General features: G+C 66.6%; 7 protein-coding genes. 3 read left to right on the top strand and 4 right to left on the bottom strand.

The window, feature by feature from the left end:
- Nucleotides 1-11 precede the first annotated feature (11 nt).
- From VFG40_RS01860 to VFG40_RS01850, 3 genes are all read right to left on the bottom strand, one after another.
- A complete protein-coding gene (locus tag VFG40_RS01860; protein ID WP_324894304.1) occupies nucleotides 12-494 on the bottom strand; it encodes a glutathione peroxidase in 483 nt (160 codons plus the stop codon).
- 270 nt (nucleotides 495-764) lie between these two features.
- Complete coding sequence (gene pncB / locus VFG40_RS01855; RefSeq protein ID WP_324894302.1) at nucleotides 765-1,952, bottom strand: nicotinate phosphoribosyltransferase; 1,188 nt, start codon at nucleotides 1,950-1,952, stop codon at nucleotides 765-767.
- Between the two features lie 483 nt (nucleotides 1,953-2,435).
- Complete coding sequence (locus VFG40_RS01850; protein WP_324894300.1) at nucleotides 2,436-3,998, bottom strand: protein adenylyltransferase SelO; 1,563 nt, start codon at nucleotides 3,996-3,998, stop codon at nucleotides 2,436-2,438.
- A 195-nt stretch (nucleotides 3,999-4,193) separates the two neighbouring features.
- Here VFG40_RS01850 and VFG40_RS01845 point away from each other — a divergent pair, with 195 nt between their 5' ends.
- Genes VFG40_RS01845 through VFG40_RS01835 form a run of 3 tightly spaced genes read left to right on the top strand, consistent with a single transcriptional unit; the run spans nucleotide 4,194 to nucleotide 10,315 of the window.
- A complete protein-coding gene (locus VFG40_RS01845) occupies nucleotides 4,194-8,717 on the top strand; it encodes a PAS domain S-box protein (protein WP_324894298.1) in 4,524 nt (1,507 codons plus the stop codon).
- A 1-nt stretch (nucleotide 8,718) separates the two neighbouring features.
- Nucleotides 8,719-9,672: a diguanylate cyclase domain-containing protein gene (locus VFG40_RS01840; protein ID WP_324894296.1), complete on the top strand. Its 954-nt coding sequence runs from the start codon at nucleotides 8,719-8,721 to the stop codon at nucleotides 9,670-9,672.
- Between the two features lie 49 nt (nucleotides 9,673-9,721).
- Nucleotides 9,722-10,315 (top strand): DUF1415 domain-containing protein, encoded by a 594-nt coding sequence (locus VFG40_RS01835; RefSeq protein ID WP_324894294.1) that lies wholly within the window; start codon nucleotides 9,722-9,724, stop codon nucleotides 10,313-10,315.
- A 770-nt stretch (nucleotides 10,316-11,085) separates the two neighbouring features.
- Here the strand turns inward: VFG40_RS01835 and VFG40_RS01830 are convergent.
- Nucleotides 11,086-11,463: a DUF6869 domain-containing protein gene (locus VFG40_RS01830; protein ID WP_324894292.1), complete on the bottom strand. Its 378-nt coding sequence runs from the start codon at nucleotides 11,461-11,463 to the stop codon at nucleotides 11,086-11,088.
- Nucleotides 11,464-12,159: the final 696 nt, after the last annotated feature.

The raw sequence follows: 12,159 nt of genomic DNA, 5'->3' as shown, positions 1-12,159 counted from the left end.
GGCGGAGAGAACTACACCAGCTGCGCGGCGAGCTCGCGGGCGATCTTCTCGGGCGTGTCGGTAGATGCGTAGCGCTTGACCACCCGCCCCTGCGCATCGACCAGGAACTTGGTGAAATTCCACTTGATCGCCTCGCTGCCGAAGATTCCCCGGCCTTCGCTCTTCAGCCACTGGTAGAGCGGATCGGCGTCGGGGCCATTGACGTCGATCTTGGCGAACATCGGAAAGCTGACGTCATAAGTGGTGCTGCAGAAGTCGCGGATCTGTGCCTCGTCGCCGGGTTCCTGGTGACCGAACTGGTCGCACGGAAAACCCAGCACCACCACGCCCTTGTCGCGCATCTCGCGCCAGAGCTTTTCCAGCCCCTGGTACTGGGGAGTGAAGCCGCACTTGGAGGCCACGTTGACGATCAGCAACGTCTTGCCGCGAAACTCGCCCATCGAGCGCTCGTTGCCATCGATGTCGCGAACGGAGAAGTCCTGGATGCCGGTCATGGAATGCGCCTTTGCTGGAGGTTGCCAGCCTGCGCTGCCGACCCGCGCCGCGCAAGCGCGGGCTGAAGCAGGCGGCATAAGAATATGAAAAATGGCCGTATGGCCGCCGGGCCGGTAGCGATTTAAGGTGCAGGGCGTCGCCGCTTCGTCTGGCTGGTTCCGCCCATGCGCCTGCTGCTCAGTGCCCTCGTCGCCCTCGTCTCGCTGCTGTTGCTGGCGTGGCCGTCCCTTCGCGCGGGCCCACGCCGCCGGCGACGTTGAGGGCCGGCGCTATCCGCCCGCAGCCGGTGCGATCTCGAACACCTGCCGCAGGTACGCCACGTAGGCGGCGTCATCGCACATGTTCTTGCCTGGCGAGTCGCTCAGCTTCGCCACCGGCTGGCCGTTGCAGCGGACCATCTTGATCACGATCTGCAGCGGCGTCGGTCCCACATCGTTGGTGAGGTTGGTGCCCACGCCGAAGGCCAGCAGGCAGCGCCCCTGGAAGTGGGCGTAGAGCTTCATCACCGCCGGAATGTCCAGCCCGTCGCTGAATACCAGGATCTTGCCGCGCGGGTCGACCCGGTTGGCGCGGTAGTGCGCCAACACGCGCTCGCCCCACGCAAACGGATCGCCCGAATCGTGCCGCGTGCCGTCGAAAAGCTTGCAGAAGTACATGTCGAAATCGCGCAGGAACGCGTTGAGCCCGTACACATCGGACAGCGCGATGCCGAGGTCGCCCCGGTATTCGCGCGCCCACGCCTCCAGCGCGGCGACCTGGGAATCGCGCAGGCGCGGCCCCAGCGCCTGGTGCGCCTGCAGATACTCGTGCGCCAGCGTGCCCAGCGGCGTGAGTCCGAGCTGGCGGGCCAGCCACACATTGCTGGTGCCGGCCAGCTGCTCGCCCAGCGTGTCGCGCAACGTGGTCACCACCTCTTCCTGCCAGTGCCGTGCAAAGCGTCGCCGGGTGCCGTAGTCGGCGATCCGGCAGCCGCCATAGCCGGGGGTGTCGCGCAGCAGGGCGATCTTGGCGCGCAGGCGCTCGCGGCCCTCGGCAAGATCCAGCTCCGGCTGGGTGTTGCGGAAGTACACCTCGTTGACGATCGCCAGCAGCGGCACCTCGAACAGGATCGTGTGCAGCCATGGCCCGCGAATGCGGATCTCGATCTCGCCGCTGCCCTGCGCGGCCGGCTCGATCGACACGTACTTGGCGTTGAGCTGGAACAAACCCAGGAAGTCGACGAAGTCGCTCTTGATGTAGCGCCAGCCGCGCAGGTAGTCCAGCTCACTCGGGGTGAAGCGCAAACTGCACAGGTGATCGAGCTCGGCCCGGATCTCCTCGATGTACGGCACCAGGTTCACCCCGGGGGTGCGGCACTTGAAGCGGTACTCGACCTCCGCACCGGGATACTGGTGCAGCACCACCTGCATCATCGAGAACTTGTACAGGTCGGTGTCGAGCAGCGATTGGATGATCATCGGGCAGCCGGTAGCCGGGGCAAGCGCCCATTATCGGCGCGATCGCGGCCACGACGAAACGGCCGGGCAGCCGCACCACCGGGCAAGTGGCAAGTACACCGGCCCGCCCGGTGGCGGTGCAGACGCCGGGCAAAAAAAACCCCGGCTGCCAGGGGAGGGGCATGCCGGGGTTTGTCAGGTCGCCTATCCGGGGGAGGAAAGGGGCAACCCCTCAGTGGCCCGATTTTCCGGCCCACTTCCTGTCGCCATCACGGCGATACGAGTCCTTTGTGCGGCTTGGGCGACATAAGTTCAAGGGGGCACGTCGCAACGATTCAGCTGGCGTCGACCACTGTCGCCGCCGCTGGCCGGCAGTGCTCACCGCGGCTTTACGAAAAGGCAACAAGGCCGCGCAAAAGCCGCGCCCACAGCGACGCTCTCGTGCTGCAGGGCCGGTTCGCGATATCGAAGGATTTTGTGCTCCGTCATCCCGTCCCGCACCACTCAGGAGCTGCACGACAGCATCGAGCAGCCTGCCTTCTGTTTTGCCCATGCCGGACGCTTGGCGGCAAACCGTTCGCGCCCCGGCTGGTCGTCATAGGGATGGCGCATCACCTCCTGCAGCGCCTGCACGCCGGAGAGGTCACCGGAGGTCGCCAGGTCGATCGCCTCCTGCGCCAGGTAATTGCGCAGCACGTAACGCGGATTCACTAGCCGCATCCGCTCCCGGCGCTGCGCCACGGGCGATTCGTCGCTGGCCAGCCGCTGCGCGTAGTGCATCAGCCAGTCACGCAGCTCAAGGTCGAACTGTTCGCGCAGGGCAGGCTCGTAGAACGCCTCCTCCATGGCCGCGGTCGGCGCCGGCTGCGCCGGATCGAAATCCATCAGCGCGCGGTAGAACAACGTCATGTCCACTTGGGCACGCTCCATCAGCGAGCGCAGCTGGGCGTGCAGCGTGTCGTCTTCCGCACGCAGCTCGGTCAGTCCCAGCTTGTCGGCGGCCTGGCGTTGCTCCAGCGCCACGTAGCTGCGCGCAAAGCCGTCGAGCGCGGCCTGCAGCGGCTCCACGCTCGCGAACAGCGGCGAGAGCGCCGAGGCCAGCCGCGACAGGTTCCACCAGGCCACCTGCATCTGCTGGCCGAAACGGTAGCGGCGGTGGGCGGCATCGGTGGTGTTGGGCGTCCACTGCGGGTCGTAGTTGTCGATCCAGCCATACGGGCCGTAGTCGATGGTCAGCCCCAGGATCGAGAGGTTGTCGGTGTTCATCACGCCATGCACGAAACCCACGCGCATCCAGTGCGCCACCATCCGGGCGGTGCGCTCGCATACCTCCTCGAACCAGCGGGCGAGCAGCGGCTCGCCCTCACCGTCCAGGTGCGGAAAATCGCGGCGAATGGTGAAAGCCACCAGCTGGCGCAGCAGGGCCAGGTCGCCACGCGCGTAGGGAAGTTCGAAATGCCCGAACCGGATGAACGACGGCGCCACGCGACACACCACCGCGCCGGGCTCAGGCGCCGGGTGGCCGTCGTAGAACATGTCGCGCAGCACCGGTTCGCCGGTGCCGACCAGGCTGAGCGCGCGGGTGGTCGGCACGCCCAGGTGATGCATCGCCTCGCTGCACAGAAACTCGCGCACCGACGAGCGCAGCACCGCGCGTCCGTCCGCACTGCGCGAATACGGCGTGGGCCCTGCACCCTTGAGCTGCAACTCCCAGCGCGCGCCCTGCGGATCGATCAGCTCGCCCAGTGAAATCGCGCGTCCGTCCCCCAACTGGCCCGCCCAGTGGCCGAACTGGTGACCGCCGTAGTTGCTGGCCCACGGCTGCATGCCCGGCAGCAGGCGGTTGCCGCCGAACACCTCGGCAAACGCCGGGCTCGCCACGTCTGCCGGCTCAAAGCCCAGCCGGGAGGCGAGCTCCGGCGAATGTGCCAGCAGCTGCGGCCGGGCCACCGCCGTGGGCTCCACACGCGAGTACAGCGCGCCCTCCACCTGGCGCAGCCGCGCGCCGGTTTCAGGGTCGGCGGGAAGCTCGCGCACGAAGGCATTGTCGAAGTGCAGATCAGGCATGGCTTCGATGGTTGAGGCGTGTTGGACAACATGCAAGCCAGGCCCCTGCCCGGCTTGTCATCAGGCTCGGTCCCGCCGGGCTGCAGTTGGGCTAGCATCGGGCCACCCACGAACGCTGGGCCGGCCCGTCGCAGGGACAGGGGCCAAAGGCAGCGAAGCGGCGGCGCCACCTTCATCGATCAGGAACGCGTTTAGATGCCAGCCCGCCAAAACAAGACCCGCTGGGGCAGCGCAGGCTGGGCTGTACTGGCCCTGGGATTGTTCCTGCTGGGCGCCGCTGTCGTGGGCCGTTACCAGCACCAGCACAATCAGCAGATCATCGCCGAGCGGCTGGCGGAGCTCAGCAGGAAGGCCTCGACCAGCCTGCAACGCCGTTTCGAGCTGTACCAGTACGGCCTGCGCGGGGCGCGCGGCGCCGTCATCGGTGCCAGCGGCCGCGGCATCACGGCGCAGGAATTTGCCCGCTACGCCGAGTCGCGCGATATCGCCGCCGAGTTTCCCGGCGCGCGCGGCTTCGGCTTCATCGCGCGGGTGCCGCAGGACGGCGAGGCGGCTTTCGTTGCGCGCGCGCGGGCCGACGGCCTGCCTGGCTTCGCCATCCACCAGCTCGCCCCGCACAAGGGCGAGCGCTTCGTGATCAAGTTCATCGAGCCGCTGGCGACGAACGAGGCCGCACTGGGGCTGGACATCGCCTCGCAAGCCAGCCGCCGCAGCGCGGCGGTGGCCGCCATGGCCAGCGGCAACGTGGCACTGACGGCGCCGATCACGCTGGTGCAGGCCACAGGGGTGACCAACCGCAGCATGCTGATCCTGATGCCCGTGTACCGCGGCTCGCAGCATCCGCCGGCGGCCCGCCGCATCCAGGACTGCATCGGCTGGGTCTACGCGCCGCTGGTCACCGACGACATCCTCACCAGCCTGGACGAGACCAACAGCGACTACGGCTTTCGCCTCAGCGACGTCACCGACCCGCTGAAGCCGACCCTGTTCTTCGCTTCGCACCAGCAGGACGTGCAGGGCCAGCCGTCGCACCTGCGTCGGTTCGTGGTGTACGGGCGGGTGTGGCAGGTGGAGATCCAGGCACGACCGGCCTTCATCGCCGCGCTGGGGCTGAGTTCTTCGCTGTGGGTGAGCGGCGTGGTGGCCGCAATCGGTGCGCTGCTGGCCACGCTGTTGCTGGTGCTGCTCAACCTGCAGCTGCGCAAGCAGCGCTCCTACGCCCAGCAGGCGCGGCTGGCCGCCATCGTGGAGAGCTCCTACGACGCGGTGATCGGCACCACCCTGGACGGTCGCATCACCGAGTGGAACCGCGCCGCCACGCAGATCTTCGGCTATGCCGCCGAGGCCGTGCTGGGCACCCACCTGGCCGACATGATCGTGCCGGCGCGTCACCTGGCCGGGCACAAGGCGATGGTGGAAACCGTCTGCGGCGGCGGCAACGTGGCGGCCTTCGAAACCATCCGGCGGCACGAGTCCGGACGCCCGCTGGAGGTAGAGGTATCGGCCGCGCCCATCCGCGACGGTCGCGGCCGTGTCAGCGGCATCGCGCTCACCGTACGCGACATCCACGAGCGCAAGGACGCCGAGCGCCGCGTGCTCGAGGCCAACAGCACGCTGGAGCAGCAAGTGCAGGAGCGCACCGCGGAGCTGCAGGCGTTCTCGTCGCTGCAGCGGGCGATCCTGGCCAACGCCGGCTACGCCATCATCGCCACCGATCCGGACGGCATCATCACGCTGTTCAACCCCGCCGCCGAGAGCATGCTCGGCTACCGCTCCGAGGAGCTGGTGGGGCTGGCCACGCCCGAACGCTTCCACGATCGCGAGGAAGTCGCCGCCCGCGCCGCCTGGCTGCGCGAGGAGCTGGGACGGCCGGTGCGGCCCGGCTTCGAGGTGTTTGTTGCCAAGGCGCGCGACAAGCCCGACGTGCACGAGTGGACCTACATCACCCGCGATGGCCAGCGCGTGCCGGTGCTGATCAACGTCAGCTCGCTGTACCGCAGCGACGGCGAGGTGCTCGGCTACCTCGGGATCGCGGTGGACCTGCGCGAACGCAAGAAGCGCGAGGCCGCACTGGCGGTCAACGAGCGCAAGCTGCGCGGGCTGTTCGAATTGTCCCCGCTGGGCATCGCGCTCACCGACGAGCGCGGTCAGTTCGTCGAGTTCAACGAGGCGTTCTGCCAGCTCACCGGCTACAGCGACGCCGAACTGCGCAGCATCGACTACTGGAAGCTGACCCCGCCGGAGTACGAGCCGAAGGAACGCGCCGTGCTCAGCATCATCGAGCAGACCGGACGCTACGGCCCCTACGAGAAGGAATACGTGCGCGCCAACGGCGAGCGCACGCCGGTGCGGTTGAACGGCGTGCGGCTGGAGATGGACGGTCGCCCCTACCTGTGGTCGATCGCGGAAGACATCACGCTGCAGCGCATGACCGAGTCGGCCATGGTCGATGCGGTGGCCGCGGCCGAGGCCGCCAGCGCGGCCAAGAGCAACTTCCTGGCCAACATGAGCCACGAAATCCGCACGCCGATGAACGCCATCCTCGGCATGCTGCAATTGCTGCAACGCACCGCGCTGGACGAGCGCCAGCACGACTACTGCAGCAAGACCGAGAATGCCGCCCGCACGCTGCTGGCGATCCTCAACGACATCCTCGACTTCTCCAAGATCGAGGCGGGTCGACAGACGCTGGAGTCGACCACCTTCGACGTGGAAAGCGTGTTCCGCGACATCGGCGTGATCCTCGGCGGCAATGTCGGCGACAAGAACATCGAAGTGGTCTTCGACATCGACCACCGCATGCCGGCGCTGCTGGTGGGCGATTCGTTGCGCCTGCGGCAGGTGCTGATCAACCTGGCCGGCAACGCGGTGAAGTTCACCCACGTCGGCGAGGTGGTGCTGAGCGCGCGCCTGGCGGCCCAGCTCGATCGCAGCATCCGGGTGTACTTCGAGGTGCGCGACACCGGCATCGGCATCGATGCGGACAAGCTCGAGAGCATCTTCGAGGGTTTCTCCCAGGCCGAGGCATCCACCACCCGCCGCTTCGGCGGCACCGGCCTGGGCCTGGCCATCAGCCGCCGGCTGGTCGCGCTGATGGGGGGAGAACTGCGGGTGGAGAGCGAGCCGGGCCGCGGCAGCCGTTTCCATTTCAGCGTGGAGCTGGGCGTGCCAGCGGATACATGGAGCGTGCCTGACGGGCTGTCGCCAGCCACGGCTGCGCCGCTGCGCGTGCTTGCGGTGGACGACAACGCCAGTGCCCGTGAGGTGCTGGCGACCATGGGCGAAGCGCTCGGCTGGCAGGTCGATGTCGCCGAGAGCGGCGAGCAGGCACTGCAGCAACTTACCCGCAGCCTGGCGCTTCGCCAGCCGTACGACGTGATCCTGGTGGACTGGCACATGCCAGGCATCGATGGCTGGGAAACCAGCCAGCGCATTCGCGACATGTCGCCGGACGCGGCGCCGCTGATCGTCATGGTCACCGCGCACGGGCGCGATGCGCTGGCCGAGCGCACCGCTCGCGAAGGCGCCCTGCTCGACGGCTTCCTGACCAAGCCGGTTACCGCCTCGATGCTGCTGGACGCGGTGGCCGACGCCCGCGCGCACCGGCCTCCCGCCGCCGGGCCCGCCGCCCGTCGCGCCGCGCCCGAAGCCTTGGCGTCGGTGCGCCGGCTGGAAAAAATGCGCGTGCTGGTGGTCGAGGACAATCCGACCAACCAGCAGGTGGTCACCGAGCTGCTGCAGGGCGAGGGCGCCCTCGTCGAGGTGGTCGGCGGGGGCCACGCTGCGCTGGAGCGGCTCAGCGGCGACGGCAAGATCTGCGATGCCGTGCTGATGGACATCCAGATGCCGGACATGGACGGCTACACCGCCACCCGCCGCATCCGCGCCCTGCCGGACCGCGCGCGCCTGCCGATCATCGCGATGACCGCCAACGTCATGCCCTCGGACCGCCAGGCCTGCCTGGACGCCGGCATGAACGACCATATCGGCAAGCCGTTCGACCTGGACGACCTGGTGGCGCGACTTCGCCACTGGACCGGCCGCAGCGCCGCGCTGGCCCAGTCCATCCCGCGCCTGGACGGAAGCGCCCGGCCCGGTGCCGACGCCCGACCCGCCGGCGCACTCGACCGGGACGGCGCGCTGAGCCGCATGGGCGGCAACGAGCGACTCTACGCATCCACCCTGGCCGCATTTCCCGAGTCGGCCACTGCCCTGCTGGACGGGCTCGACCGCGCGCGCGCCGATGCCAGCAAGAGTGATGCGCTGCGCCAGTTGCACACCCTCAAGGGGCTCGCTGGCTCCGTCGGCGCGCAGGGCCTGGCCCATGCGGCGGCGGCGCAGGAGCGCGCGGTCCACGTGGTGCCGGTGGACTGGCAGTCCGCGATCAACCTGGACGCGCTGCGCGACATGCTGGCCGAGGTCGTGGCGCAGATCGCGCCGGCAGCGGCGCCGGCAGCAGACCCGGCAGCGGCCACCGACCACCCCGCGACCGCCACCACCAGCGGCCACGCACCTGTGACGCGCGCACAGATGAAGTCGCTGATGGCGCTGCTGCAGGCATCCAACCTGCAATCGCTGGACGTATATCTGGCGATGTCGCCGGCAATGGCCGCGCGCCATCCCGGCACCCATCAGCGTATCGAGGCCGCTTTGGCCGCCATGGACTTTCCCGCCGCCCTCGCCGCCTGCCAGCGGCTCATGCGTCACCAGCAGGCCTGACATGAACGACAAGTTGCCCGCCCCGCCACCTGCCGCCGTGCCCGCCGAGACGCCGCCGCGCCGCGCGCAGCTGCTGGTGGTGGACGACCAGCCGATCAATATCCGGCTGATCCACCAGATCTTCTCGGGCGACCACGACGTGTTCATGGCCACCTCCGGCGAGCAGGCGCTGGCGTTCTGCCGCAAGTCGCCGCCGGACCTGGTGCTGCTGGACGTACTCATGCCCGATCTCAGCGGGCTGGAGGTGTGCCGCGCGCTCAAGCAATCGCCGGAGACGGCAGCCATCCCGGTGATCTTCGTCACTGCGCTGGACAACCCCGACGAAGAAGCCGCGTGCTGGGACGCCGGCGCGGTCGACTTCATCACCAAGCCAATCAACGCGCAGACCACCCGCAACCGCGTGCGCGCCCACCTCACGCTCAAGTACCAATCCGACATCCTGCGCCGGCTGGCCTGGATCGACGGCCTCACCGGCGTGCCCAACCGCCGCCAGTTCGACGAGCGCCTCGCCCATGAATGGCGGCGCTGCCGCCGCGAGCAGGTACCGCTTTCGGCTGCAGTGATCGATATCGACCACTTCAAGGCCTTCAACGACAACTACGGCCATCTCGCTGGCGACGATTGCCTGCGACGGGTGGCGCTGGCGATCCAGTCGGCGCTGTCGCGTCCCGGCGACTTTGTCGCCCGCACCGGTGGCGAGGAGTTCACCTGCGTGCTGCCGGACGCGGACGCTGCCGGTGCGTGGGGCATCGGCCAACGTATCCTGCAGGCGGTGGCGGCGCTGGGCATCGAGCACGCGCGGGGCGATCGGCCGCACGTCAGCGTTTCCGTCGGCGTGGCCACGGCCGACGCGGCCCCGGGACCGGACGTCGATGCGCTGCTGGCCCGTGCCGATGCCGCGCTGTATGCCGCCAAGCACCGCGGGCGCGGCCAGGTCGTCGCCGACGGCAGCTGAGCGCCACGGCGCGGGTATAGTCGACGGCCGTTCCGCCTCTGCCGCCGCCATGACCGAACCCAACCCCGCCATCACCGCCGGCGTCACGCCGCCGGACCTCCCGTACATCGGCGCCACCCGCCGCTGGGTGGAGCGCGCCGTGGTCGGCCTCAACCTCTGCCCGTTTGCGCGCGCCCCGTTCATCCAGGGCCGCATCCGCTACGCGGTCAGCCACGCCCGCGACACCGACACCCTGCTGGATGACCTTTGCAACGAGCTGCAAAGCCTGGCCGCGGCCGACGCGGCAGACTGCGAAACAACGCTATTGATCCATCCCCACGTACTGGCCGACTTCCTCGACTACAACGACTTCCTCGACGTGGCCGACGCGGCGGTGGAAACGCTCAAGCTCGACGGCGTGCTGCAGGTTGCCAGCTTCCACCCGCACTACCAGTTCGCCGACACCGCCCCCGACGACGTCGAGAACGCCACCAACCGCTCGCCCTGGCCCACCCTGCACCTGCTGCGCGAAGCCAGCGTCGAACGCGCCGCCGAAGCCATGACCGACCCGGATGAAATCTACCGGCGCAACATCGACACGTTGCGCAAGTTAGGTAGCGAGGGGTGGGAGAAGCTGGGCGTAAGGGAAGCATCAGACAACTAAGTCGCTCTGCGAGCGAAGGAGGGTCTACGCTGTCCTGCACTTTTACGCTTGAATTACGCCGCGCCGCGAAGTGGCGTCAGCTTGAATGAATCCTTAGGCCTATCTGCCGTGCTTGCCAGCAACCAGGCCATCCCACGTCCACTCAAACTTAGCACCCGGGAAGGCCGTACAGAACTTTGCTTCGACTGATGGCATATCGACGTCGGGTGTACGATCGTCAGCTAGACGAACGAGCCGTACGTTGTTGAACACTGATAATCGGTTGAGCAACACTGGGAGTGTTATGGCGCCGTACAGGTGCGCCCCAATGTGAAGAGCCTTAACGTCCATACGATTAACGGTTGTTTCCGCCCTCTCAAGGCTCGACAGATCCCAAAGAGATAGATGGCCATCAGTTAGTAAGTTACTGGTGTTCATCGGCCTGACGCTGGAATGAAGCGGCGGCGGAGCCTTCCGCTTGGATGACTGTTTAGGGCGCGAAACCGCCCAGCTTGGTACGAGCAACGCTTGTGATGTGCTCCAAAAGCGCCAACGATAAATTTTGCGAAAACTGATTGACTGTGTACTCGAGCTTGGAGTCGTTGCGAAATACTTCAAGCACCAGCTCCTCGCCAGCCGAGGACTGACGATAGCACTCAAGGCCAAGACCATCTCGCTGCAGGTCACTGGCAACTTGGAACCTATAATGGATGCCCTCAATCTCCATGAGCCATAACGCTGGAGTTAAGCGGCGCCGGAGGCGTCCGCCTTGAACGAGATGTTAGGCAGCACTACCACGTTGCGCCACGTGCAGCCTCTATGCGTGCCCAGATATCGGGTGTACTGCTTGCCCAGACGCCACCGAGTAGATGACGAAAAGCAGGATCTTTACGTGCCTGAAGCTCTATGCGATCTATGAACCCGGGCCCGGCATGGTGGATGAGGTCTTCAAGCGGGCCCGCTGCAAGCAAGCCGAGAACATCCTTGGGTGGGGCACGGGCGAGAATTGCCAAGATCGTTGCCCAACAATCCTCGGCGTCTGCCGTATGCACTGGAAACATGAAGCGCTCTGCAGCCCAAAACAAATGATGCCCGTCTAGCGGCCGAGAGCCATCTTGTTGCAAGGCAATGTATGCGTTTGCCCAATCCTCAATTGCCTGCGAGTCCATGCTGTGCGGCCTAACGCTTGAGTTAAGCGGCGGCGTAGCCGTCGCCTTGAACGAGTAGTTAGGCGACACCTAGCAACTCTCGTGCATGCTGGATAAGGCTTGGATTGGGGTGACCTGTAAGGGCGCCTTTCAGTGCTTCTCGATCTTCCCTGCTCAGAGGCGAACCTGCGCCGAGGAGGGACTCTACTGTCTTGAAGTCGTTGAACCAAGCTTCGCACGTTGTCGTGCAGTACTGACTGATGTTTGCGACACAGTCGTCTAGCGAATCTGGAGTAGCGCTGAACTCTATTGCGAGCCGTGGGCGCTGCTCATCTGAGTGAAGCCCGTTGAGTGCAACTGCCTGAAAGTCACTGTTGAGAACGCGTACTCCGCAATGAACTCGGAATGTGGGCGCAAAGCTGTAGAGGTGAAGGTGAATGAACTCAACGACATACTTGTTAGGGCGTGACCAAAAGGTGGGCTTGCCTCTGGTATAGCCGTATGACGCCAACTCCTTTGTGAGAAGGCGGTGGACCTTGGCTGCAAGGTTTCGTTTTACGCGCGGTTCCATGTGGTGCCTAACGCTGGAGTTAAGCGGCGGCGAAGCCGTCCGCCTTGAATGACTGGTTAGGCCCGATGGTAAGGCGTTGCAAGTGCCGCGACCACATTGGGGGTGAGCTGGGACTTCTTGGCGATGAAGTCTCGTACATAGCCAGC

It is taken from the genome of Dyella sp. (assembly GCF_035685805.1).
Lineage (GTDB): Bacteria > Pseudomonadota > Gammaproteobacteria > Xanthomonadales > Rhodanobacteraceae > Dyella_A.
Note: the sequence above shows the minus strand (reverse complement) of the source record. Positions and strands in the feature narration are given on the sequence as shown.

What these genes read in the sequence shown, in the direction of transcription:
- VFG40_RS01860 (WP_324894304.1), bottom strand. Translation starts at nt 494, where the DNA reads ATGACCGGCATCCAGGACTTCTCCGTTCGCGACATCGATGGCAACGAG.
- pncB (WP_324894302.1), bottom strand. Translation starts at nt 1,952, where the DNA reads ATGATCATCCAATCGCTGCTCGACACCGACCTGTACAAGTTCTCGATG.
- VFG40_RS01850 (WP_324894300.1), bottom strand. Translation starts at nt 3,998, where the DNA reads ATGCCTGATCTGCACTTCGACAATGCCTTCGTGCGCGAGCTTCCCGCC.
- VFG40_RS01845 (WP_324894298.1), top strand. Translation starts at nt 4,194, where the DNA reads ATGCCAGCCCGCCAAAACAAGACCCGCTGGGGCAGCGCAGGCTGGGCT.
- VFG40_RS01840 (WP_324894296.1), top strand. Translation starts at nt 8,719, where the DNA reads ATGAACGACAAGTTGCCCGCCCCGCCACCTGCCGCCGTGCCCGCCGAG.
- VFG40_RS01835 (WP_324894294.1), top strand. Translation starts at nt 9,722, where the DNA reads ATGACCGAACCCAACCCCGCCATCACCGCCGGCGTCACGCCGCCGGAC.
- VFG40_RS01830 (WP_324894292.1), bottom strand. Translation starts at nt 11,463, where the DNA reads ATGGACTCGCAGGCAATTGAGGATTGGGCAAACGCATACATTGCCTTG.